This is a genomic window from Kitasatospora sp. NPDC097643, assembly GCF_040302625.1.
Taxonomy (GTDB): domain Bacteria; phylum Actinomycetota; class Actinomycetes; order Streptomycetales; family Streptomycetaceae; genus Kitasatospora.
Window position 1 is genome coordinate 113681 of sequence record NZ_JBEOSA010000016.1, and the last position, 24096, is coordinate 137776.

Annotated in this window: 19 protein-coding genes and 1 rRNA gene; 9 read left to right on the forward strand and 11 right to left on the reverse strand. The window is 73.5% G+C overall.

The genetic code is table 11. The features are described 5' to 3' along the window. Positions 1 to 237: 237 nt before the first annotated feature. The 4 genes from pruA to ABTY15_RS13825 form a co-directional block, all read right to left on the reverse strand. Positions 238 to 1863, reverse strand: a complete 1626-nt coding sequence (pruA, locus tag ABTY15_RS13810; protein ID WP_350581710.1) for an L-glutamate gamma-semialdehyde dehydrogenase — start codon at positions 1861 to 1863, stop codon at positions 238 to 240. A gap of 190 nt (positions 1864 to 2053) precedes the next feature. Then, positions 2054 to 2722, reverse strand: a complete 669-nt coding sequence (locus ABTY15_RS13815) for an HAD family hydrolase (RefSeq protein WP_350581662.1) — start codon at positions 2720 to 2722, stop codon at positions 2054 to 2056. Positions 2723 to 2801: 79 nt separating this feature from the next. Continuing rightward, positions 2802 to 3311 (reverse strand): DUF6912 family protein, encoded by a 510-nt coding sequence (locus ABTY15_RS13820; RefSeq protein WP_350581665.1) that lies wholly within the window; start codon positions 3309 to 3311, stop codon positions 2802 to 2804. Between the two features lie 104 nt (positions 3312 to 3415). After that, a complete protein-coding gene (locus ABTY15_RS13825) occupies positions 3416 to 4681 on the reverse strand; it encodes a patatin-like phospholipase family protein (protein ID WP_350581668.1) in 1266 nt (421 codons plus the stop codon). 347 nt (positions 4682 to 5028) lie between these two features. Between ABTY15_RS13825 and ABTY15_RS13830 the strand changes: the two genes are divergently transcribed. Next, positions 5029 to 5532, forward strand: a complete 504-nt coding sequence (locus ABTY15_RS13830; protein WP_350581713.1) for an Rv3235 family protein — start codon at positions 5029 to 5031, stop codon at positions 5530 to 5532. 98 nt (positions 5533 to 5630) lie between these two features. Here ABTY15_RS13830 and secA read toward each other — a convergent pair whose 3' ends face one another. Beyond that, the gene (secA, locus tag ABTY15_RS13835; protein ID WP_350581672.1) at positions 5631 to 8393 is read right to left on the reverse strand and encodes a preprotein translocase subunit SecA; all 2763 of its coding nucleotides are present in this window, start codon (positions 8391 to 8393) and stop codon (positions 5631 to 5633) included. A 242-nt stretch (positions 8394 to 8635) separates the two neighbouring features. On the opposite strand from secA, the gene ABTY15_RS13840 reads away from it, so the two are divergent. Next, positions 8636 to 9193: a GNAT family N-acetyltransferase gene (locus tag ABTY15_RS13840; RefSeq protein WP_350581675.1), complete on the forward strand. Its 558-nt coding sequence runs from the start codon at positions 8636 to 8638 to the stop codon at positions 9191 to 9193. A gap of 102 nt (positions 9194 to 9295) precedes the next feature. After that, positions 9296 to 10504, forward strand: coding sequence for a winged helix-turn-helix domain-containing protein (locus tag ABTY15_RS13845; RefSeq protein ID WP_350581677.1), 1209 nt, complete (start codon positions 9296 to 9298; stop codon positions 10502 to 10504). 21 nt (positions 10505 to 10525) lie between these two features. Here the strand turns inward: ABTY15_RS13845 and ABTY15_RS13850 are convergent, their stop codons facing one another. Further along, entirely contained in the window at positions 10526 to 11284 is a 759-nt protein-coding gene (locus ABTY15_RS13850; protein ID WP_350581680.1) for a response regulator, read from the reverse strand. Between the two features lie 262 nt (positions 11285 to 11546). Beyond that, the gene (gene hpf, locus ABTY15_RS13855; RefSeq protein ID WP_350581682.1) at positions 11547 to 12242 is read right to left on the reverse strand and encodes a ribosome hibernation-promoting factor, HPF/YfiA family; all 696 of its coding nucleotides are present in this window, start codon (positions 12240 to 12242) and stop codon (positions 11547 to 11549) included. 367 nt (positions 12243 to 12609) lie between these two features. Between hpf and ABTY15_RS13860 the strand changes: the two genes are divergently transcribed. After that, positions 12610 to 13356: a ComF family protein gene (locus ABTY15_RS13860; protein WP_350581685.1), complete on the forward strand. Its 747-nt coding sequence runs from the start codon at positions 12610 to 12612 to the stop codon at positions 13354 to 13356. Positions 13357 to 13360: 4 nt separating this feature from the next. On the opposite strand, the gene ABTY15_RS13865 is transcribed toward ABTY15_RS13860, so the two are convergent. From ABTY15_RS13865 to mtrA, 3 genes are read right to left on the reverse strand one after another with little or no spacing between them, the layout of a single operon-like run. After that, positions 13361 to 15232 (reverse strand): LpqB family beta-propeller domain-containing protein, encoded by a 1872-nt coding sequence (locus ABTY15_RS13865; RefSeq protein ID WP_350581688.1) that lies wholly within the window; start codon positions 15230 to 15232, stop codon positions 13361 to 13363. Then, positions 15207 to 17321, reverse strand: coding sequence for an MtrAB system histidine kinase MtrB (gene mtrB, locus ABTY15_RS13870; protein WP_502893494.1), 2115 nt, complete (start codon positions 17319 to 17321; stop codon positions 15207 to 15209). Before mtrB ends, ABTY15_RS13865 begins: the two co-directional genes overlap by 26 nt. Before the next feature lies 1 nt (position 17322). Next, on the reverse strand, positions 17323 to 18000 hold the full coding sequence (gene mtrA / locus ABTY15_RS13875; RefSeq protein ID WP_030061806.1) for an MtrAB system response regulator MtrA: 678 nt from the start codon (positions 17998 to 18000) through the stop codon (positions 17323 to 17325). Positions 18001 to 18287: 287 nt separating this feature from the next. Between mtrA and ABTY15_RS13880 the strand changes: the two genes are divergently transcribed. From ABTY15_RS13880 to ABTY15_RS13900, 5 genes are read left to right on the forward strand one after another with little or no spacing between them, the layout of a single operon-like run. Then, entirely contained in the window at positions 18288 to 19484 is a 1197-nt protein-coding gene (locus ABTY15_RS13880) for a DUF7847 domain-containing protein (protein WP_350581691.1), read from the forward strand. A gap of 5 nt (positions 19485 to 19489) precedes the next feature. Continuing rightward, the gene (locus tag ABTY15_RS13885) at positions 19490 to 20161 is read left to right on the forward strand and encodes a DUF4129 domain-containing protein (protein WP_350581694.1); all 672 of its coding nucleotides are present in this window, start codon (positions 19490 to 19492) and stop codon (positions 20159 to 20161) included. Further along, on the forward strand, positions 20158 to 21396 hold the full coding sequence (locus ABTY15_RS13890) for a DUF4350 domain-containing protein (protein ID WP_350581696.1): 1239 nt from the start codon (positions 20158 to 20160) through the stop codon (positions 21394 to 21396). Before ABTY15_RS13885 ends, ABTY15_RS13890 begins: the two co-directional genes overlap by 4 nt. 26 nt (positions 21397 to 21422) lie before the next feature. Next, positions 21423 to 22409 (forward strand): AAA family ATPase, encoded by a 987-nt coding sequence (locus tag ABTY15_RS13895; RefSeq protein WP_350581718.1) that lies wholly within the window; start codon positions 21423 to 21425, stop codon positions 22407 to 22409. Between the two features lie 32 nt (positions 22410 to 22441). Next, positions 22442 to 23752 carry a DUF58 domain-containing protein gene (locus ABTY15_RS13900; protein ID WP_350581699.1) on the forward strand — a complete coding sequence of 437 codons (1311 nt, stop codon included), beginning with the start codon at positions 22442 to 22444 and terminating at the stop codon, positions 23750 to 23752. Positions 23753 to 24009: 257 nt separating this feature from the next. On the opposite strand, the gene rrf is transcribed toward ABTY15_RS13900, so the two are convergent. Next, positions 24010 to 24096: ribosomal RNA gene (gene rrf, locus ABTY15_RS13905) — 5S ribosomal RNA — on the reverse strand; the annotation flags it as partial.

Genomic DNA, 24096 nt, shown 5'->3' on the forward strand with positions numbered 1-24096 from the left:
ATGTGCACCGACGGGTCTTCCGCAATCCTGCCGCACCATCCGATGGAAAGGTTCCATGGCGCGCATGAAACACCTTCACAGCGGGTAGGACGAGTCATTCGGCCTGCGAAGCCACCCGACGACGCCGCCCAGCCTAACCGGATCAATCGAAGGTGGACAGGGACAGGGAGGCGCAAACCTGCAGGATGATCGGTCCGTCCTGGACACCATGTCCAAACCGGAACCTCGCGTTCGCCATCAGCCCATGTGAGGGTAGCCGTGGCGTACGGGCGGGACGAAGGTCTCCTTGATCGAGCGGGCCGAGGTCCAGCGCAGCAGGTTCTGGGCGGCGCCCGCCTTGTCGTTGGTCCCGGAGGCCCGACCACCGCCGAAGGGCTGCTGGCCGACCACCGCGCCGGTCGGTTTGTCGTTGATGTAGAAGTTTCCGGCGGTGAACCGCAGTTCCTCCACAGCCTGGGCGATGGCGTAACGATCCTGCGCGATCACCGAGCCGGTCAGGCCGTACGGTGCGCCCTTGTCGACCCGGCCGAGCACGTCCGCCCAGCGGGAATCCTCGTAGACGTGGACAGCCAGGATCGGGCCGAAGTACTCCGTCCGGAAGATCTCGCCCCGGTGGTCGGAGGAGACCAGCACGGTCGGCCGGACGAACCAGCCGATCGCGTCGTCGTACTGGCCGCCGGCCGCCAGCTCGATCGTCGGGTCGGCCTTGGCCCGCTCGATGGCGTCCCGGTTCTTCTCGAAGGCCCGACGGTCGATCAGGGCCCCCATGAAGTTGGACAGGTCGGTCACGTCGCCCACCGTGAGGGCGTCCACCTCGGCCAGGAAGTCGTCCTTGATCCGCTGCCAGAGGCTGCGCGGCAGGTAGGCGCGGGAGAGCGCCGAGCACTTCTGGCCCTGGTACTCGAACGCGCCGCGGATCAGCGCGGTCTTCAGGATCTCCGGGTCGGCCGAGCGGTGGGCCAGCAGGAAGTCCTTGCCGCCGGTCTCGCCGACGATCCGCGGGTACGTCCGGTAGCCGCCGATGTTGGCGCCGATCGTCTGCCAGAGCGACTGGAAGGTGGCGGTGGAGCCGGTGAAGTGCAGCCCCGCCAGCGCCGGGTCGGCGAGGGCGACCGCGGAGAGCTGGAGGCCGTCGCCGGTGACCAGGTTGATCACCCCGGGCGGCAGGCCGGCCGCCTCCAGCAGCCGCATCAGGTGGTGCGCGGCCAGGGTCTGGGTCGGCGCCGGCTTCCACACCACGGTGTTGCCCATCAACGCGGGCGCGGTGGGCAGGTTGCCGGCGATCGCGGTGAAGTTGAACGGGGTGACGGCGTAGACGAAACCTTCCAGCGGGCGGTGGTCGGTGCGGTTCCAGACGCCCGGCGAGGAGATCGGCTGGTCGGCCAGGATCTGCCGGGCGAAGTGGACGTTGAACCGCCAGAAGTCGATCAGCTCGCAGGCGGAGTCGATCTCGGCCTGCTGCGCGGTCTTCGACTGGCCGAGCATGGTGGCCGCGTTGAGGGTCTCCCGCCAGGGCCCGGCCAGCAGGTCGGCGGCGCGCAGGAAGACCGCCGCCCGGTCGTCGAAGGAGAGCGAGCGCCACTCCCGGCCGGCGGCCAGCGCCGCGTCCACCGCCGCGCGGGCGTCCTCCCGGGTGGCGTTGCCGAGCACGCCCAGCTTGGCGGCGTGGTGGTGCGGCTGGACGACCTCGATCCGCTCGCCGCCGCCGAACCGCTGCTCGCCGCCGATGGTCATCGGCAGCGGGACCTGCTCGGCCGCCAGCTCGTCCAGCCGCCGGACCAGCCGGGTCCGCTCCGGGCTCGCGGGCGCGTAGCCCAGCACCGGCTCGTTGACCGGGGTCGGCACCTGGGTGACTGCGTCGATGGGCATGGCGGCTCCGTCCTACTGGCGGCTCGGCCTGGTCCACGCGACAGGCCGTAGTCCAGCCTGACCAGCCACCGGGGGATCCGCCCGTCGGGACACGCGGGCGGCGGACGTGGCGCCCGCCACGTCCGCACGCCTGTCTCCGGGCTGCTCGGCCCCGCCGGCCCGCTCAGCCCACGATCCGGCCCGCTCAGCCCACGATCCGGCTCGCGATCCGGCCGGCCAGCTCGACCGCCTCGGCCAGGGTGTCCACCACCGGCACGCCGACCGGCTCCAGCTTCTCCCGGGTGTGCGAGCCGCCGGTGTACAGCACGGCGTACGCACCCGCGCTCAGCGCCGCCCGGGCGTCGTCCGCGGCATCGCCGATCAGCACCGTCCGGCCCGGGTGCACCCCGTCGCCGAGCGCGGCCAGGTGCCGGACCAGGTGCTCCGCCTTCTGCCCGCCGGACGGGCCGCTGCGGCCGTCCACCCGCAGGAACTGGGCGGTCAGGCCGAAGCCCTCGACCACCGGCAGCAGCCGGTCGTGCTCGTACATCGACAGCAGGGACTGGCTGTGCCCGGCCGCCCGCCAGCCGTCCATCAGCTCGCGCGCGCCCTCGGTCAGCCCGCAGGCCTCCCGCAGCTCGTGGTAGCGGTCGTGGAAGGCGGTGTCCAGCCGCAGCCACTCGGCCTCGGACGGCATCCGGCCGAGCAGCCGTTCGTAGAAGCGGGGGATCGGGACCTCGTACTGCTCGCGGTACTCCTGCATGGTCATCGGGCCGACGCCGATGGTCGCGAACGCGGCGTTGCTCGCGCCGAGCACCGCCTCCATGTCGTGAAAGAGCGTGCCGTTCCAGTCCCAGACGATGTGAGTACGCACGTCAGGAACGGTAACCCCGGCCACCGACACACCGGTAGGACGGGGCTCACCCGAGGGGCTCACGCGCCGGGCAACCGCCTCAGGCCAGCAGCGAGGGGATCTCCTGGGTGGCGAACCAGAGCAGGTCGTGGTCCTCGGCGCCGTCCACGGTGAACTGGGCGTCCTGGTCGCCCGCGTCGGCCGCGGCCACCGCCGCCACCGCCGCCGTGACGTCCTCGACCACCTCCGCGTCGGCCACGTCCGCGTGCACCGCCGCCGCCTTCGCCAGCCGCACCGGTCCGCTCAGCACCACCCGGCCGAGCGAGGCCTGGTCCTGGTACTCGTCGCCGGGGAACGGCCGCACCGCCGCGTCGGCCACGTCCAGCGCCACCACGACCCGGCGGCGCGGAGCGTCCGGGTCGGCGGCCAGCAGCCGCAGCGAGGACTGCGCGGCCCGGTTCAGGGCCGCGTACTCCAGCTCCTCCAGGTCGTCGCTGACGTACCACTCGCGCAGCGCCGGGGTCACCGCGTACGCCGCGGACTGATCCAGCGAGCCGCCCGGGTGCGCCGCCGCCAGGCCGTTCAGGGTGGTGGGCACGTACACGCGCATCGGTGGCACTCTCCGGTTCGTCCAGCGGGGTTCGTCCAGCGGCACAGCTTCCAGCGCCCCAAGAATATGCGCCGCGGGGCCGCCCGTGATCACCCCGACCCGAATCAGCGGGCCGTCCGCAGGGCCTCCCGGCTGGTCCGCAGGGCGCTCTCCAGCACCGCGCCGCGCCGGGACGGGTCCATCATGTTCGGGCCCATCACGGCCAGGTCGGCGAGGGTCGGCGCGAGCAACCGCACCCGGACGCCCTCGGCCCGCAGCTGGGCGGCCTCGCGCAGCAGCTGGTGGGTGACGGCGCGGCGGTAGCGGCTGACCAGCTGGGCCAGCACCCCGCGCGGGAAGTCCCGGGCCCGCCACTCGCGCAGCGCGGCGAGGGTGCCGCGCCCGGTGCGGCCGTCGCCGTCGGCCGGGGCGGTGGGCGGGCCGTCGGCCGGGGTGGGCGGGTCGTCGGCCTGAGCGGTGGGCGGGAGCAGCCGCAGGGCCATCGGGGCGAGCACGTACACCTCGTCCAGGCCGCGGCCGAGCATCAGGTCGGCGTTGGTGGCCGACCAGCAGCCGCCGTCCACGTACGCCGAGCCGTTCAGCCGGACCGGTGCGAACCAGCCGGGGATCGCGCAGGAGGCCATCACCGCGTCGGCCACGGCGACCGCCGGGGCGTCCGGGTCGCCGAAGACCACCCGGTGGCCGCTGCGGTAGTCCACGGCCGCCACCCGCAGTGCCGAGCAGTCCGGCGCCGCGCCGCCCCGGCCACGGTCCGCGTCCCGGCCGGCCCGGTGGTCGCCGTCCGGGCCGCCGTTCACGCCGCCGGCCAGGCCGCCGGTCAGGCCGCCGTCGGAGCCGCCCTCCCCGGCCTGGGCAGCGGGCCAGCCGCCCGGGCCGAGCAGGCCGCGCACCAGCTCGCCGACCGGGGCCAGCGAGCCGCGGCCGTGCGGCGCCATCGCCGACACCATGGTCAGCAGCGGGTACGTCCGCGGGTGCCGGACGGCGTCCAGCAGCAGGTCGGGCGAGCCGATGCCGACCCGCGGGCGGGGCGGCATCGCTCCGCCGACGGCCGTGTCGTAGTCGAACGCCACCCCGGCCAGCGGGCCGTCGGTGATCGGCAGGCCGCGCTGGTGGTCGCGCAGCTGCTCGGCGTGCACCCCGCCGGCCAGCAGCGCGGCGAGGATCGCCCCCGCCGAGGTGCCGAGCAGGACGTCCGCGCCGCCCGGCTGCCGCCCGGTGGCCTCCTCGACGGCGCAGAGCGCGCCGATCGTCCAGGCGGCGCCGAGCATCCCGCCGCCGCCCAGCACCAGGCCGCGCCGGGGAGTGCCCTCGGCGGTCGGGGCGCTGCCCGCGGCCGCCGGGGACGGCACCGCCGCTGTCCGTGTGGTCATACCGGCCGCCCGTCGTCATGGGGCCGTCAGGCCCCTGCGGTTCCCGGTCCGGCTTCCGATGGTGCGCGCGGCCGGCCGGGCGGCGCAACGGGGGCGTTGGGGCGGGGCCACCCGGTCCGCCGAACCGGGGCGTCCCCTTTCGGACCGTACGGCCCGCCGCCGCACGTCAACCGGGCAGCCTCCGGCCCGGACGGCCGGCCTGTCGCCGCATGGGCCCGTTCCCCCGGATAGGTGAACTTTCCGGCGGTGCCGGAGCACCGCGCAAACCCCTTGCCGCCCCGCGCGAGGCACCGCTAGCAAGGGTCCGCTCGTACTCGCACCATCCGCTCGAGGAGCCGACCGTGACCATGACCCACCGGTGTTCCCGCGCCACCCGGCCGACCACCCAGCCGACCACCCAGCCGACCGGCCAACCGGCCGCCCGGGTGGACGCCCGACCGCACCGCCGGCCGTGCACCGCCACCCCGGACCCGGCCGGGCGCCGACCGCGCCACCCGCGCGCCGCCTGCACCGCCGCGCCCGGCCCCGACCTCCGCCAACTGGCCTCCCGGTTCGCCCACCAGCTGGTCGAGGTGCTCACCGGCGCCCGGCCCTCCGGTCAGCTGATGCGGCACACCACGCTGCACGGCTACGGCCAGCTCGCCTCGCTGGTCCGGGTCGGCGTGCTGCGCCGGGGCGGGGTGACCGACCGGCCCCGGCTCGGCCCGGTGCACGACCGGTCACCCTCGCCGGACGCGGTCGAGGCCTGCGTCCGGGTCGACCTCGGCCGCCGGCACCACATGGTGGCCTTCCGGCTGGAGCAGTGCGGCCCGGCCGGGCAGTGGCAGTGCACCGCCGTGGAGGCCCGGTGAACCCGACGACCGGACGGCGGGCCGGGACGGCGCAGGGCGCCGCCCCCGTCCGGGAGCGGCGCCCTGCGTGGCGTGCCGTGTGGTGTGCTGCCGCCTGCTCAGGCCTTGCGGCGGCGGCCCTTGGCCGACTTGGCGGCCTTGCGGCGCTCGGCGCGGGTCAGCCCGTCGCCCTCGTCCTCCGGCGCCAGGTCCTCGAAGTCGCCCTCGATGACACCGCCGCCGACCTCGTCCGAGGGGGCCGTGTAGTGCAGCCGCTGCGGCTTCGGGGCCTCCAGGCCCTTGGCCTTGATCTCCGGGCGGGCGGCGTCCTTCTCCAGCTTGTCGAGCAGCACCTCGGCGTCCTCGACCGGGACCTCCTCGACCTGCTGCTCGACCTGGACCTCCAGGTTGAACAGGTAGCCGACGGACTCCTCCTTGATGCCCTCCATCATCGCGGTGAACATGTCGAAGCCCTCGCGCTGGTACTCGATCAGCGGGTCGCGCTGCGCCATGGCCCGCAGGCCGATGCCCTCCTGGAGGTAGTCCATCTCGTAGAGGTGCTCGCGCCAGCGGCGGTCCAGCACCGACAGGACGACCCGGCGCTCCAGCTCGCGCATGATCTCCTCGCCGAGCTGGTCCTCGCGGGCGCCGTACTGCGCCTGGATGTCCTCCTGGACGGCCTTGGTCAGGAACTCGGGGGTCAGCCCGGCGCTGCCGCCGGCCTCCTCCTCCAGCTCCTCCAGGTCCAGGGTGACCGGGTAGAGCTGCTTGAGCGCGGTCCAGAGCTTCTCCAGGTCCCAGTCGTCCTCGAAGCCCTCGCCGGTGGCCGCCTTGACGTAGGCCTCGACGGTGTCGTCCATGAAGTGGCCGACCTGCTCCTGGAGGTCCTCGCCCTCCAGCACGCGGCGGCGCTCGCCGTAGATGACCTCGCGCTGGCGGTTGAGCACCTCGTCGTACTTGAGGACGTTCTTGCGGATCTCGAAGTTCTGCTGCTCGACCTGGGTCTGCGCGGAGGCGATCGCCCGGGTGACCATCTTGGACTCGATCGGCACGTCCTCGGGCACGTTGGCCATCGACAGCACGCGCTCGACCATGCCGGCCTTGAACAGGCGCATCAGGTCGTCGCCCAGCGACAGGTAGAAGCGGGACTCACCCGGGTCGCCCTGACGGCCGGAACGGCCGCGCAGCTGGTTGTCGATCCGGCGGGACTCGTGCCGCTCGGTGCCGAGGACGTAGAGGCCACCGGCCTCCTTGACCTCGTCCTGCTCCGCCTTGACCGAGGCCTTGGCCTTCTCCAGGGCGGCCGGGAACGCGGCCTCGTACTCCTCCGGGGTGTCCGTCGGGGTCAGCCCGCGCTGCGCCAGCTCGGCGGCGGCGAGGTGGTCGGCGTTGCCGCCCAGCATGATGTCGGTGCCACGGCCGGCCATGTTGGTGGCGACGGTGACGGCGCCCTTGCGGCCGGCCTGCGCGACGATCTGCGCCTCGCGCTCGTGGTGCTTGGCGTTCAGCACCTCGTGCGGGATCCCGCGCTTGCGCAGCTCCTGCGACAGGTACTCGGACTTCTCGACCGACACGGTGCCGACCAGCACCGGCTGGCCCTTCTCGTGCTTCTCGGCGATGTCCTCGACCACGGCGGCGAACTTGGCCGGCTCCGACTTGTAGATCAGGTCGGGCTGGTCGATGCGCAGCGGCGTCTTGTTGGTGGGGATCGGCACCACGCCGAGCTTGTAGATCTGGTGGAACTCGGCGGCCTCGGTGGTGCCGGTACCGGTCATGCCCGCGAGCTTCTCGTACAGGCGGAAGAAGTTCTGCAGGGTGATGGTGGCCAGCGTCTGGTTCTCGTTCTGGACCTCCACCCCCTCCTTCGCCTCGATCGCCTGGTGCATGCCCTCGTTGTAGCGACGGCCGGCCAGGATGCGGCCGGTGTGCTCGTCGACGATCATGACCTCGCCGTTCATGACGACGTAGTCCTTGTCCGCCTTGTACAGCTCCTTGGCCTTGATGGCGTTGTTCAGGAAGCCGACCAGCGGGGTGTTCACCGACTCGTAGAGGTTGTCGATGCCGAGGTAGTCCTCGACCCGGGTGACGCCCTCCTCCAGGATGCCGACCGTGCGCTTCTTCTCGTCGACCTCGTAGTCGCGGTCGATCTTCAGGCGCTGCACCAGCTTGGCGAAGTCGGCGTACCACTTGGTCGCCTGGTCGGCCGGGCCGGAGATGATCAGCGGGGTGCGGGCCTCGTCGATGAGGATCGAGTCGACCTCGTCGACGACCGCGAAGTTGTGGCCGCGCTGGACGAGTTCGTCCTTCGACCAGGCCATGTTGTCGCGCAGGTAGTCGAAGCCGAACTCGTTGTTGGTGCCGTACGTGATGTCCATCGCGTACTGCTGCTTGCGCTCGGCGGGCGTCATGTTGGCCAGGATCACGCCGACTTCGAGGCCGAGGAAGCGGTGCACCCGGCCCATCCACTCCGAGTCGCGCTCGGCGAGGTAGTCGTTGACGGTGATCAGGTGAACGCCCTTGCCGGTGAGCGCGTTCAGGTACGCGGGCAGGGTGCCGACGAGGGTCTTGCCCTCACCGGTGCGCATCTCGGCGACGTACCCGTAGTGCAGGGCCGCGCCACCCATGAGCTGGACGTCGTAGTGCCGCTGGCCGAGCACGCGCTTGGCGGCCTCGCGGACGGTGGCGAACGCCTCGGGGAGGATGTCGTCCAGGCTCTCGCCGTCCGCGAGTCGCTGCTTGTACTCGTCGGTCAGCGCGCGCAGCTCGGCGTCGGTGAGGTTGACGAAGTCCTCTTCGATGGAGTTGACCTGGGCAGCAATCCGCTGCAGCTTGCGAAGGATCTTGCCTTCGCCGGCGCGCAGGATCTTGTCGAAGACGGACACTTGAGCGGGCTCCTTGCCTGTATTGGCACTGGACGACTGCACGGCGGGTCCACCCCACCGCACGGGCCATCGTATGCGAGGAGTCCAATGCCCCGGGAGGTGCGTCAGCACGGTATTCCCGTGTCACCCGTGCGGGCACATGGCGGGATAGCACCGCTCACCGGGGCAAAACGGTCGCCCCTCCGGAGAGTTGGCGGAATAAGCGGATGCCCGCATTCCCCCTGCCGCGGAATAATCCGCCCATGGAAGAACCCCGCACCGAACCCGTCGTCCTCACCACCGACCGCCTCGTCCTGCGCGCCCCGCAGGAGTCCGACATCGACGCGATCTTCGCCGCCTGCCAGGACGAGGAGATCCAGCGCTGGACGGTCGTACCGATCCCGTACCGGCGGGAGGACGCGGAGTTCTTCGTGCACACCCTGGCCCCGGAAGGGCTGCGCGACGGCACCGAGTTCATCTGGTGCGTGGTCGAGCGGGAGACCGGGCGGCTGGTCGGCACCCAGTCGGTCTCCCGCTTCGCCGCGGACCCGACCGCCGCCTCCGTCGGCTGGTGGACGGCGAGGGAGCAGCGCGGCCGCGGGTACACCGTCGAGGCGGCCCGCGAGGTCGCCCGGTGGGCCCTGACCGAGCTGGGCCTGCGCCGCCTCCAGTGGCTGGCGTACGTGGGGAACGACGGTTCGCGCGCGGTCGCCGAGCGGGTCGGCTACCGCTTCGAGGGCACCCTGCGCTCGTACGCCGAGCAGCGCGGCGTCTTCCACGACTCCTGGGTCTCCTCGCTGCTGCCGTCCGACCTCGGCTGAGCCGCCCGCCCCCGGCCGAGCCGCGCCCGCTCAAGGGCCGAGCCGTCCGGTCCCCCGGCCGGGCCGGCCGACTTGTCAGTCCCCCCGATTACCCTCGCCGACATGACCGCCCTGTCTTCCGCCGCCTCCCCCGCCACCCTGCTGAGCGCCGACGACGCCCGCCGGATCGCCCTGCGCGCCCAGGGCCTGCTCGGCGCCCCGGACCGCCGAGCCGGGGTGCGCGGGGTGCTGCGGCACCTGGGCGCCGTCCAGCTGGACACCATCTCGGTGCTGGCCCGCTCGCACGAGCTGGTGCCGTACGCCCGCCTCGGCGCGGTCGGCCGCCCGGCCGTCGAGGCGGCGTACTGGGGTGCGGGGGCGAGCTTCGAGTACTGGTCGCACGCCGCCTGCATCCTGCCGGTGGAGGAGTGGCCGCTGTTCGCCTTCCGGCGCCGCCGCTACCGCGAGCGCGGCCACCTCTGGGGCCACCAGGTCACGCCCGAGACGTACCGGCGCGTGCTCGACCAGCTGCGCGCCGAGGGCCCGTTGACCTCCACCGAGCTGGGCGGCGCCAAGCGCACCGCCGAGTGGTGGGACTGGTCCGACACCAAGATCGCGGTGGAACGGGCACTGGCCTTCGGCGACGTCGTCTGCACCGAGCGCCGGAGCTGGAAGCGCGTCTACGCGCTGGCCGAACAGGCCGTCCCCGACGCTCTGTTCGGGCAGGACCGGTCCGACGAGGACTGCGTGCGCACGCTGGTCGCCCAGGCCGGCGCCGCGCTCGGCGTGGCCACCCGGGCCGACCTCCAGGACTACCACCGGCTGCGGGCCGAGGAGTTGGACGCGGTGCTCGCCGACTCCGGCCTCGTCCCGGTCGAGGTGGCCGGCTGGGGCCCCGGCGGCACCCCCGCACCGGCCTGGGCCGATCCGGCCGCACTGGCCGCCGCCCCGCGCGGGCGCCACCGCACCACCCTGCTCTCGCCGTTCGACTCGCTGATCTGGGACCGCGCGCGCACCGAGCGGATCTTCGGCATGACGCACCGACTGGAGGCCTACACGCCCCGTCACAAGCGGGTGCACGGGTACTTCGCGATGCCGCTGCTGACCGGCGGCCGCCTGGTCGGCCGGGTCGACCCGGCCCGGGAGGGCCGCACCCTGGTGGCCCGTCAGGTCTCACTGACCGACGACCGAGGGCGTGGCGCCGCATACGTCGAGGCGCTGGCGACGGCCCTGCGCGAGGCGGCCGCCTGGGTGGGCTGCGACGACGTCCGGGTCGAGGTGCTGCACGACGAGCGGCTGCGCCCGGCCCTGGAGAAGCTGCTCGCGCAGTGAGCCGGCCGCACCCCGCGCGGCTCACCCTATTTCGAGGATCTTCTCCCGCATCGCGTACACCACGGCCTCCATCCTGGAGTGCAGTTGGAGCTTCTCCAGGATGTTGCGCACGTGGTTCTTCACGGTGTTCTCGCTGATGAACAGCTCCTTGGCGATCTCCCGGTTGTTCATGCCGGTCGCCACCAGCTTCAGCACCTCCAGCTCCCGGTCGGTGAGCCGGGGCGCAGGTACCAGGTCCCGGTCGTCGGAGCGGCGCTGGATCATCGACTTGAACTCGGTGAGCAGCTTGGAGGCCATCGACGGGCTGATCTGCGACTGCCCGTCGGCGACCGCACGGATCGCGGTGGCCACCTCGTCGGTGGAGATCTCCTTCAGCAGGTAGCCGGTGGCCCCCGCCTTGATCGCCTCGTAGAGGTCGGCCTCCTCGTCGCTTATCGTCAGCATGATGATCTTGGTGCTGGGCGCCACGTCCTTGATCGCGGTGCACGCCTCGATCCCGCTGCGGCGCGGCATCCGGACATCCATCAGGATGATGTCCGGCAGCAGGTCGGCGGCCTTCAGCACGGCCTCGGCGCCGTCCCCCGCCTCGCCGACGACCTTGATGTCCTCCTCCTCGGCGAGCACGATCTCCAGCCCCCGGCGGAACAGCGCGTGGTCGTCCACCACCAGCACGCGGATCGGCTCACCCCGGCTCGGCGCGTACCCGGGCCCCTCCCCCGGCCCCGCCGACAGTCCGGCGGCCGGACCCGTTGCGGGCCCCAGCCCGAAGTGATCCCCCATCCGCTCCTCCCCCTTCGCGGGTCGTCGTCCGCCAATCATTCCACGGCCCGGCGTCGCCACGGTCACCCTCCGGCGCCGATTCCCCCGCATCGGGTGACCTCCCGGCCCGGCGCCGGACCGCCCGGTCCCCACCCGGCCTCCACCTGACCCCCACCGGGCCCCATCGGGACCGCCCCCGCAAGCGCCTCGGAACACCCCCGAAAAGGCCGGTGACCCCGGCGGCCGCGCCGCCGGGGTCACCTCTCCATCACTGCTCGGACGGTCAGTCCTCGTCGTCGGACCCGCCGATCGCACCGCCCGCACCGCTACCCGAGCCGGCCGACGCGTCGGTCTGCAGGTGGATGACACCGTAGTGGTAGCCGTGCCGGCGGTAGACGACGCTCGGCAGGCCGCTGTCCTTCTCCACGAAGAGGTAGAAGTCGTGGCCGACCAGCTCCATCTCGTAGAGCGCCTGGTCCAGCGCCATGGGGGCGGCCGGGTGGGTCTTCTCCCGGACCACCAGCGGGCCTTCGCCCTCCACTTCCAGGGATCCCATCATGGTCTTGCGGACGGCCCCGTTGGTCTCGCCCTCCGGCGCCGTCGTCTCCGGCAGCGCGGCCAGGGCCGCGGTCGCCTCGGCGACGCTGATGGGGGTGCGGCTGCCGTTGCCGCCCTTGTGCACCCGACGCCGGTCCGCGGACTTGCGCAGCTGCGCGTCGAGCTTCGCCGACGCCAGGTCGAGCGCCGCGTACGGGTCGCCCGCGGCGGCTTCGGCCCGGATCACCGGACCACGGGTGCGGAGAGTGATCTCCACCCGCTCGGACCGGTCGGCCTGCCGCGGGTTGTGCTCCTTGGACACCTCGACGTCGAGGCTGATCACCTTGCCGTCGAACTTCTGGACCTTCTCCAGCTTCTCGGCCACGTGCTCGCGGAACCTCTTGGGCACCTCGGTCTTGCGGCCCTTGACGACGATGTCCACGCAGAACTCCGATCCCTCGTGCTGACGCCGATCCGGGTGCTACCGGATCGGACTGAGACCAGCTGGACCAGCCCATCCACTGCCGGCCCCCCGCCCCCGCCGCCAGCGGCGGAAACGACTGGCCCTCACCTCACTTCCTCCCCACCAGGGACGGTTGAAACCCCCTGGAGCCTTATCGAACACCTCACACGGGGTTTTCGCCTCCCCAGCCAAGGGAGTGGGTATGACCCCATAATGCGGCCGGGCGGTCAAGCTGTAGAACCCTGTCTACCCTCCTGCGAGTGAAGCATGGGTGAATACCTGGACAACACCCCCCGTACGGCGCATCCTTTGCTCACTCTCCGTGCCTCCGCCGCCAGGAGCAGCCGTGCCGCCCTCCCCCACCCCCACCCGTCCGCCGTCCGCCCAAGGGCCGTTCGGCCACGCACTGGCGGGCCTGCTGGACGTCCTGCTGCCCACCCGCTGCGCCGGCTGCGGCACCGAACGCACCCAGCTCTGTCCGGACTGTCGCCACGCGCTGGCCGCCGCCCGCCCCGGCCCCACCCTGCTGCCCTGGGCGCACGCGGCCGCGCCGTACACCGATCCGGTCCGCCAGTTGCTGCTGGCCCACAAGGAGCGGGGTGCGCTGCGGCTGGCCGGCCCGCTGGGGGAGGCGCTCGGACGGGCCGTGCGCTCCGCCCTGGGGCCGCGCGCCGGGGCCGCGCCGCTGCTGCTGGTGCCGATGCCCTCGGCCCGCTCCGCCGTCCGCGCCCGCGGCCACGATCCGACGCTGCGACTGGCCGGCGCCGCCGCCCGCTCGCTGCGCCGGGCCGGTCTGGACGCCCGGGCCACCGCGCTGCTCCGGCACACCCGCCCGGTCGCCGACCAGGCCGGGCTCGGCGCGGCCGAGCGGCACCGCAACCTGCACGGGGCGCTCACCGTGCTGCCGCGCGCCCGGGGCGGCCTGGCAGGCCGTCAGCCGGTCCTGGTGGACGACCTGGTGACCACCGGGGCCAGCCTCGCCGAGGCCGCCCGCGCCCTGGCCACCGCCGGCCTGCCGGTACGGGCGGCCGCGACGGTCGCGGCCACCGTTCCGCACCGGAGCGCCGGACGGACCGCCAGGCCGGCCGGATGACGCGTCAGCCGGCGTAGAAGAAGGAAGCGGGCTTGTCGGTCAGCTGGACCTCGCGCCACTGACCGCTGATCAGGTTGTAGATCTTGGCGCTCTCGGCCACCGCGAGCACCGGCGACGCCTGGGTCAGCGGGTACCCCCGGGACTCCGAGGCCGAGACGGTGAGCATGCCCTCGCCGCCCTGCAACGGGGCGTCGGTGCTCCGCGAGCCGTCGGTGCTGATGTAGTGCAGCTGCTGGGTCCGGTCGGCCTCCTTGCCCAGCACCACCAGCTGGTCGGCGTCCGCCCAGGACACCGAGGCGATGTCGGTGAGCGTGGGGGCCACCCGGCGCAGCTTGGTGATCCGCACGGTCGGCGCCTCCGGCGTGCCGTCGTGCACCACCAGGCCGAACTGCAGCGAGCGGCTGGGGACGCCGGCGGTCTTGATCACCAGGGCGACCCGGGCGCCGTCCGAGGAGATCTTGAGGGCCTGCACGGTCTGCTGGCTCTCCAGCCCCTCGACCGGGACGGAGTAGGACTTGTTCCCGCGCACCATCACCACTCGCGGCCCCTGCGGGTTGCGGTCCACCACCCAGAGGTCGCCGCGGCCGTCCCAGCTGGGCGAGGCGAACCCGTCCTCCTTCTCGCCCGGCTTCACCGGCGAGCTGAGCACCGGCTCCGGCATCGCGACCGCACTGGTCGCGAGCGGCACCGAGTAGAGCAGGTGGCCGTCCCCGCTGATCGCGGCCGCCCGCGAGCCGTCCCGGGCGACGGCGATGGTGCCGAGCGGGGGCTTGCCGTTCGGCTGCGGCTTGCCGAGCGCGCCGGCCACCGGGCTGCCGTTGTGCGGCTCCGGGGTCTCCATCAGCACGCCGTTGTCGGCACGCTGGTAGTACATCTGGGCGGGCAGCGAACCGGCCAGGGCGCCGGGACCGACCCCGGGCGCGTCGGTGCGGCCGGCCGGGCACGCGCCGCGCTGGCCCTTCAGCTCCAGCCGCTCGACCTGCCCCTTGCCCTGGTCAGCGAGGGTGAAGAACAGCTGCATGGCCATCCGCTTGCAGGACGCCGCGTCGGACAGGTCGGTCCCGCCGAGCTGGACGTGCGCGACCCGGCTGTCGTCGACGGTCACCTTGTCGACGGTGGTGCCGTTCGGGAAGGCCGTCCGGACGACCGGGGAGAGCCACTTCGAGGGCCCGGCGACCAGCGCCTTGGCGGCCGAGGTCAGCGGGTCTATTCGGCGCCGCAGGTAGACCGGGTCGGCGACCAGCACCTCCGGGCCGGTGCTCCCCGCGACGACCGAGGGGTCCGGGGGCGTGTAGAAGAACCGGTCGACCTGTCGGTAGCTGTTGCGGAAGTTGGCCTCGTTCATGATCACGCCGTCCGGCAGCTTGTCGATCCGCCACTCACCGTCCTTCCGCCGGACGAAGGTGAAGTCGAGGGAGATGTCGCGCTGCCCGTCGGTCAACAGGTAGGAGTGCCGCTCGTCGATCCGGGCGACGACCTGCCCGGTCACCGACCCGGAGACCATGGTGTCCGCCTCGGTGACGCTCTGGCCGGCCCACCTGGTCGGGTTGGCGGAGAGCACCTGGATGCCGGCGTCCGGGTTCCAGCGCGCGGCGGCCTCCTCGGTGAGGTACTTGCGCGCCGTCTCGTACCCCTCGTCGGCGGTCACCGCGTCCAGGAACCCGGTCAGCAGTTCACCCGGCCCGGCGCCCTTGGCGGGCGCCACCGGGAAGACCCTCACCTGGAGGTTCTTGTCGGCCGAGCCCTGCGACAGCTCCACCTTGGTGATGCCGCCGGAGTCCGGCATGGCCGCGCAGCCGCTCGCCAGCAGGGCGCCGAGCAGCACGCCGGCCCCCGCCACGAACCGCGGCTCAGTCCTGCTGCTGGTCCTTCGCACGCTGCGACCCCTCCAGGTCCGTCCCGACCGTCTCGTCCGCCTCCGCCGTCCGCTGTGTCACCGACGGCCATCCGGGCGTCGGGTCCACCATGACCTGGGCTCCGGTCGCACCGTACCCGGCGCCCGCCGGCCGGACGTCCGAGGGGTCCGCGCGCGGGCCCTCGGGCAGGCGGGCCTTCCCCAGGCCGGGACCGATGGTCAGGACTCCGCCGAGCCCGCTGCCGAAGCCGCCGCCGGCCGGGTCGGGCGTCTCCGCCTGCTCCTCGGCCACGGTCAGCGCGGTCGCGCCGGACGGGCTGATCGCCCGCCGGTACGGGGTGCCGTAGGTGCCCAGGCCCCGGTTGTTCCGGGAGTCCTCCGGCTCCAGCCGGAACGGCGCCCGGCTGATCTCGCCGCCGCGGGTGCGCGGCAGGGTGAGCCGGAAGTGCGAACCGCCACCGGGCTCGCCCCAGGCCTGGAGCCAGCCGCCGTGCAGGTGCGCGTCCTCGACCGCGATGGACAGGCCGAGGCCGGTGCCGCCGGTGGTCCGGACCCGGGACGGGTCGGCCCGCCAGAAGCGGTGGAACACCCGGGAGGCCTCGCCCGGCTTGAGCCCGATGCCGTAGTCGCGCACGCCGACCGCGACCGCGCCGTCGGCCGAGCCCAGCCGGACCACGACGTCCCGGCCCTCGCCGTGCTCCAACGCGTTGACCACCAGGTTGCGCAGGATGCGCTCGATCCGGCGGGAGTCCACCTCGGCCAGCACCGGCTCGCCGTTGCCGCGGATCACCACGCTGCTGCCCTTGGCCTCGGCCAGCGGCTCGGCGGCCTCCACCACCCGGGCGACGATCTCGCGCAGGTCGACCGGCTCGGCGTCCAGGATCGCGGCGCCGGCGTCGAAGCGGCTGATCTCCAGCAGGTCGGCGAGCAGCGACTCGAAGCGGTCCAGCTGGCCCTGCAACAGCTCCGCCGAGCGGGCCGCCATCGGGTCCAGGTCCTCGCGGCTGTCGTAGATGAGGTCCGCGGCCATCCGGACCGTGGTGAGCGGGGTGCGCAGCTCGTGCGAGACGTCCGAGACGAAGCGCCGCTGCACCCGGGAGAGCTCCTCCAGCTGGCGGATCTGCGCCTGGAGGGCGTTGGCCATCCGGTTGAACGACTCCCCGAGGCGGGCGATGTCGTCCGTGCCGGTGACCTTCATCCGCTCTTCGAGGTGCCCGTCGGCGAGCCGCTCGGAGATGCCGGCGGCCATCCGGACCGGGGTGACCACCTGGCGCACCACGACCCAGGCGATGCCGCCCATCAGGATCACCACGAACACGCCGGCGGTCGCCAGGGTGCCGGTGATCAGGTTGAGGGTGTCCGTCTCCTGGCCGAAGGAGAAGACGTAGAACATCTGGTAACTGGTGTCGGCGGGGCCGGTGAACTGCATGCCGAGGGCCAGCCCGGGCTCGGTCCGGCCGCCGCTCTCGGCGGCCCGGTGGATCCGGGTCGGCTGGTCGAACATCTGGCCGGGTTCGGCGTAGACCTTGGCCCGCAGGGTGTCCGGGACGCTGCTGGGCAGGATGTCGCCCGAGTAGCGCGGCGCGAAGCCGGCGGTGTCCGGGATGACGGCGCCGGTGCCCGGGGCCATCGCGATCACCGAGTAGACGGTCTGCCCGCTCGCGGCCAGGTCGTTGACCTGGCGCAGCAGCCAGGTGCCGGTCTCCTCGGTGTTCTGGTCGGCCGTCCCGCTGACCGCCCGCAGCCGCTGGTCCTTGGCCTCGTCGATCTTCTTCAGCTCGGCCTGGAAGCCGATCCTGGCCTGCTCCCGGGCCGCGGCGATCTTGGTGTCGAGCAGCCCGGTGCGCACCTGCGCCACCACGACCACGCCGAGCACCAGCACCACCGCGATGGAGGCCAGCAGGGAGACCGCGACCACGCGCAGCTGGATCGAGCGGCGGTACAGCGCCGTCACCCGCAGTGCGGGCCGGCGCAGCTGACGGGTCGCCGACGCGAACACGCCGGGCAAGCCGCGCCGGCGGCGGGTGGTCGAGTTCAGCACGTCCCCGCGCACGGCGCCGGCCCCGTCGGTCGCGGTACCCGACGGGGATTCGTCAGCCAGGGTGGTCACGTCAGCTGGGTCCGGCCTTGTAGCCGACGCCGCGGACGGTCACCACGATCTCGGGGCGCTCCGGGTCCTTCTCGATCTTGGACCGCAGGCGCTGCACGTGGACGTTGACGAGCCGGGTGTCCGCCGCGTGGCGGTAGCCCCAGACCTGCTCCAGCAGCACCTCGCGGGTGAACACCTGCCAGGGCTTGCGGGCCAGCGCGACCAGCAGGTCGAACTCCAGCGGGGTCAGCGGGATGCCCCGCCCGTCCCGCTTCACCGAGTGGCCGGCCACGTCGATCACCAGGTCGCCGATGGTCAGCTGCTCGGGCGTCGGCTCCTCGGCGCGGCGCAGCCGGGCGCGCACCCGGGCCACCAGCTCCTTGGGCTTGAACGGCTTGGTGACGTAGTCGTCGGCACCCGACTCCAGGCCCACCACGACGTCGACCGTGTCGGTCTTCGCGGTCAGCATGACGATCGGGATGCCGGACTCCGCCCGGATCTGCCGGCAGACGTCGATGCCGTCCCGGCCGGGCAGCATCAGGTCGAGCAGCACCAGGTCGGGCTTGGTCTCCCGGAACGCGGCTAGCGCCTTGTCCCCATCCGCGACGAAAAACGGCTCAAAACCCTCACCACGCAACACGATGCCGAGCATCTCGGCCAGTGCGGAGTCGTCATCAACGACGAGGACGCGTCCCTTCATGCGTCCATCTTCTCATTACCGGATTGTGACCTGCCGCACAGCAGTGCCAATGCTCCACAACGGCCAACTCCCGCCGCCCGGGAATTCCGGCCATACCGGGCGAATGCCCCCCGTCGGGGCGTCTCCGAACCGTCCCCGACCCACGACCCGGCCGCCGTGACGGCCGCGTTGCCGTTCAGCAACCGGATACCCCTGGGGCCTGTCCGGACCCCATGGCACGATGGGCGCTGCGCGCGGGTGAAAGATCACCCGGAGCCGCGCCCGTGACGCCCCTCCGAGGAGCAGTGATGACCGACACTCCGGGCTGGGCCTCGCCCAGCTCGTCCGAGCCACCCCGCGACGGCGCCCGGCCCCCGGCCGACGCGCCCGCCGCCGCGCCCGGGCCGTCGGCACCACCGCAAACCTCCTCCGTCCCCGCCCCCCGCCCCGGCCAGTACGGTCAGCCCGCCGAGCAGGGCTGGGGCCGGCCGGGCCCGCACGGTCAGGGCCCCTACGGTCAGGGCCCCTACGGCTGGAACGTGCCGCCGAGCCCCACGCCCGGCGTCATCCCGCTGCGCCCGCTCGGCGTCGGCGAGCTCCTGGACGGCTCCGTCGCCACGATCCGCCGCCACTGGCGGACCGCCCTCAGCCTCTCCCTCGGCATGGCCGTGGTCCAGCAGGCCGTCGCCCTCCTGGCGAACCTGCTGGTCAAGGGCAAGACCGGCCAGGCCACCCAGTTCCTGAACCTGATGGTGACCCTGCCGCTGACGGCGCTGGTCGGCGCGCTCGCCACCGCACTGCTCACCATGGTCGTCAGCCGCGCCGTGCTCGGGCAGTCCGCCACCGCCGGCGACGCCTGGCGCGACGCCCGGCCCCGGCTGCTGTCGGTGCTCGGGCTGACCGTCATCACCCTGGCGATGTTCCCCGGCGTGCTGCTGCTCGGCTTCGCCCCGTTCTTCGGCTACACGATGGCCGGCGCGAACGAACCCGCCACCACCGCCCTGCTGGCCCTCGTCGGCCTGCTGACCTTCCCGGTCGGCTTCTGGCTGTGGATCCGGTTCAGCCTGGCCGCCCCCGCCCTGATGCTGGAGAAGCAGGGCGTGATGACGGCGCTGTCGCGCTCCCGCCGACTGGTCCGCGGCTCCTGGTGGCGGATCTTCGGCATCAGCCTGCTCGGCGTGGTGCTGACCTTCATCGTCTCGATGATCATCGCCATCCCGTTCCGGATCGTCGCCATGCTCCTCGGCTTCAGCGACTTCCAGCGCCAGGTACTCGACGGCGCGGCCGACACCTCCACCGCGACGCTGGTCACCACCGCGATCGCCGGAATCATCGCCGCCACCGTCACCATCCCGTTCAAGGCGGCCCTGGACGTCCTGATCTACGTCGACCAGCGGATCCGCCGCGAGGCCCTGGACATCGAGCTCGCCCGCGCCGCCGGCCTGCCCGAGTACGGCGGCACCGGCTGGAGCGACCAGCCCGGCCAAGACCCCGCGAGGCGCTGAACCGGATGCCTACCTGGGGGGACGGGCTCCTCGCCGCGGGCGGCGCCCCGGTCACCATCCCGCGTGACCCGGCCCGCGACGCCGCCCGCGACGAGCTGCTCAACGCGGAGTACCACCGGCACGACCCGACCGTCATGGAACGGGTCATGACCTGGATCAACGATCACATCTCCAACGCGCTCGGCTCCATCTCCGGCGAGGGCACCAGCGGCACCACCGGCCTGGTGCTCTTCCTGGTGGTCGCCGTCCTGATCGCCGTCGCGCTCTGGTGGCGCCTCGGCGCGCCCGGACGCTCCGCCCGCACCGTCCTGGACGTCTACGGCGTGGAGGGCCCGCGCAGCGCCGCCGCCTACCGCACGGACGCCGAGCAGCACGCCGCCGCCGGGCGCTGGGCCGAGGCCGTGCGCGACCAGATGCGCGCCCTGGTCCGCGCCCTGGAGGAGCGCACCCTGCTCGACGCCCGCCCCGGCCGCACCGCCGACGAGGCCGCCGTCGAGGCGGGCCGGGCCCTGCCCGAACACGCCGCCGCACTCAGCGCGGCCGCCCGCACCTTCGACGACATCGCCTACGGCGAGCGCACCGCCGACCAGGCCGCGTACCAGCTGCTGCGCGAGCTCGACCGGACCCTGGAGCGCGCCCGCCCGGTCCTCACCCAGGCCCCGGGAGGCGCGGCATGACCAGCACCACCCCCGCGCCGCCCGCCGCCGCACCGACCACCCCCGCCGCGCCGCCCGCCGACCGGACGACCCCGACCAGCCTCGCCCCCACCGGCCGCGGCCTGTGGCGCCGGGCCCGCTGGTACCTGACCGCCCTCGCCGTCCTGCTGGTCGGCGCCTTCGTCGTGGCCGCCCTCAGCCACGACCGCCTGTACCCGCCGCTCGACCCGCGCTCGTACGACTCCGACGGCGGCCACGCCGTGATCGCCCTGCTCGAGCACCAGGGCCTCAGGACCGAGATCACCAACGACCCCACCCGGCTCCCGACCGGCGCCGACACCCTGGTGCTGCCCGAGCCCGACCTGCTCGGCCCCGCCGAACTGCACGCCATCGCCGCCGCCCGGCACCAGCGGATCGTCCTGATCGCCCCCGGCCCGGCCGCCCTCACCGCGCTGGCCCCCGGCATCCGCTCCTCCGAGGAGGACGGCGGCGTGCCGTACGCGCCCGTCCGCAGCACCGCCGCCCAGTGCTCGCTCACCGAGGCCGTCCGGGCCGGCAGCGCCAAGCTCGGCGGCATGCTCTACACCAGCGGCAGCCGCGGCGAAGGCTGCTACCAGAGCGGCCACGGCTACCCGCTGGTCAGCACCCCGACCCCGGGCGGCGACGTCATCGTCCTCGGCAGCGGCACCTTCCTGCACAACGGGGAACTCGGCAGCGACGGCAACGCCGCCCTCGCCCTCGGCCTGCTCGGCTCCCAGCCCCACCTCACCTGGCACCTGCCCGACTACACCGCCCCGCTCGCCGAGGGCACCCGGCACCGGACCTTCGAGGACTACATCCCGGACGGCTGGCACTGGGCCGGCTACCAGCTCGCCGTCGCCGCCGTCCTGGCCGCCCTCTGGCGCGGCCGCCGGCTCGGCCCGGTGGTCAGCGAGAACCTGCCCGTGGTCGTCCGCGCCGCCGAGACCACCGAGGGCCGTGCCCGGCTCTACCGCCGCGCCAAGGCCCGCGGCCGTGCCGCCGAGGCCCTGCGCCGCGCCGCCGCCCACCGGCTCGCCCCGGCCCTGGGCGTCCCGCTCAACGCCGGCGCCCCCGACCCCGACACCCTCTGCGCGGCCGTGGCCGACCGCCTCCCCGAGCAGTCCGCCGGGGACGTCCGGGCCCTCCTCTTCGGCCCGCCCCCCACCGACGACACGGCGCTGCTGCGGCTCGCCGACGACCTCGACGCCCTCGAAAGGCAGGTACGGAACCCGTGACCGAACAGGCCACCGCCCAGCTCCGCATCACCCCCGGCACGGCTCCCGCTACCACCGGCACCACCAGCGACCCGCGCGAGGCGCTCACCGCCCTGCGCGCCGAGATCGGCAAGGCCGTGGTCGGCCAGGACGCCGCCGTCACCGGCCTGGTCGTAGCCCTGCTCTGTGGCGGCCACGTGCTGCTGGAGGGCGTCCCCGGCGTCGCCAAGACCCTGCTGATCCGCACCCTGTCCACCGCGCTCAGCCTGGAGACCAAGCGCATCCAGTTCACCCCCGACCTGATGCCCGGCGACGTCACCGGCTCCCTCGTCTACGACGCCCGCACCGCCGAGTTCTCCTTCCAGCCCGGCCCGGTCTTCACCAACCTGCTGCTCGCCGACGAGATCAACCGCACCCCGCCGAAGACCCAGGCCGCGCTGCTGGAGGCCATGGAGGAGCACCAGGTCACCGTGGACGGCGAGCCGCGCGCGCTGCCCGCCCCGTTCCTGGTCGCCGCGACCCAGAACCCGGTCGAGTACGAGGGCACCTACCCGCTGCCCGAGGCTCAGCTCGACCGCTTCCTGCTCAAGCTGATCCTGCCGCTGCCCGACCGCGACCAGGAGTTCCAGGTCCTCTCCCGGCACGCCGCCGGCTTCGACCCCCGCGACCTCGCCGCCGCCGGCGTCCGCGCCGTGGCCGGCCCCGAGCACATCGCCGCCGCCCGCGCGCAGATCGCCGAGCTCACCGTCGCGCCCGAGGTCCTCGCCTACATCGTCGACCTCTGCCGGGCCACCCGGCAGTCCCCCTCGCTGTCCATCGGCGTCTCGCCGCGCGGCGCCACCGCCCTGCTCGCCGCCTCGCGCGCCTGGGCCTGGCTCGCCGGCCGCGACTACGTCACCCCTGACGACGTCAAGGCCCTCGCCCTGCCCACCCTGCGGCACCGCGTCGCGCTGCGCGCCGAGGCCGAGATGGAGGGCATCACCGCCGACTCCGTCATCCAGGCCGTCCTCACCCAGACGCCCGCACCCCGCTGATCCACCGTCCGTTCCCTTAAGGAGCGCACCGCATGGCCCTCACCGGGCGAACCGCCCTGCTCGCCGCGCTCGGCGCGCTCGTCGTGGGCCTGTTGCTGCCGTCCTGGGCCGGGATCCTCGCCGTCACCGGCGCGGTCCTGCTCGCCGCCGTCGTCGACCTGGTGCTCGCCGCCCCCGTCCGCAGCCTGCGGATCACCCGGGGCGGCGACACCACCGTCCGGCTCGGCGAACCCGCCTCGGTCGAACTGAGCGTCACCAACCCCTCCGGGCGGCTCCTCAGAGCCCGGATCCGCGACGCCTGGGCGCCGTCCGCCTGGCGGCCCGGCACCGCCGAGACCGCCTCCCGGCACACCCTGCCCGTCCCCGCCGGCGAACGGCGGCGCGTCGTCACCCTGCTCACCCCGACCCGCCGCGGCGACCACCACGCCCACCGCGTGACGATCCGTTCGCTCGGCCCGCTCGGCCTGGCCGGCCGCCAGGGCTCCCACCTGGTCCCCTGGACGGTCCGCGCCCTCCCCCCGTTCGCCAGCCGCAAGCACCTGCCCTCCCGGCTCGCCCGACTGCGCGAACTCGACGGCCGCACCTCGGTGCTGACCCGCGGCCAGGGCACCGAGTTCGACTCGCTGCGCGAGTACCTGCCCGGCGACGACGTCCGCTCCATCGACTGGCGCGCCAGCGCCCGCCGGCACACCGTCGCCGTCCGCACCTGGCGCCCCGAGCGCGACCGGCACATCCTGATCGTCCTCGACACCGGCCGCACCTCCGCCGGCCGGGTCGGCGACGCCCCCCGCCTGGACGCCTCCCTCGACGCCGCCCTGCTGCTCACCGCCCTCGCCACCCGCGCGGGCGACCGCGTCGACCTGCTCGCCCACGACGTCCGCAAGCGCGCCGCCGTGGCCGGCAGCTCCCCCAGCGAGATCCTGCCGGCCTTCACCAACGCGATGGCCACCCTGGAACCCGCTCTGCACGAGACCGACATGCGCTCGCTGGTCTCCACCGCGCTGAAGATGGCCCCGCACCGCTCGCTGATCGTCCTCCTCACCGGCCTCGACGCCGCACCGGTCGAGGACGGCCTGCGCCCCCTGCTGCCCCTCCTCACCAAGCGCCACGAGGTCGTCCTGGCCTCCGTCGCCGACCCCCACCTGGACGTCCTCGCCGCCGGCCGCGGCACCCTCGACGCCGTCTACGGCGCCGCCGCCGCCGAACAGACCCGCGTCGACCGCCGACACACCGCCGACCGCCTCACCCGCCACGGCGTGACCGTCCTCGACGCCCCTCCCGCCCAGCTCGCCCCCACCCTCGCCGACACCTACCTCGCCCTCAAGGCCGCCGGCCGCCTCTGACGGGCTCCTCCGCCACCCTCCACGCAAAGACCCCCTCGACAAGCCGTCGAGGGGGTCTTTTCAGGCGCTTTTTTGGAGGCGTGTACCGGGGGTGCAGGGGGCCGGGAAAGGGCCTTGAAGGTGCCATTGCAGCCCTTCTCGGGCCTCTTTCCGAGCCCCTTCCAGCCCCCAGGGCTTCCTTCCGGTGCTCGTCACGTTCCCCGGAAATGCAAAGAACCCCCGCCGGTATCCCCGGCGGGGGTTCTCTGTGAATGATTGTTCGGCGGCGTCCTACTCTCCCACAGGGTCCCCCCTGCAGTACCATCGGCGCTGTGAGGCTTAGCTTCCGGGTTCGGAATGTAACC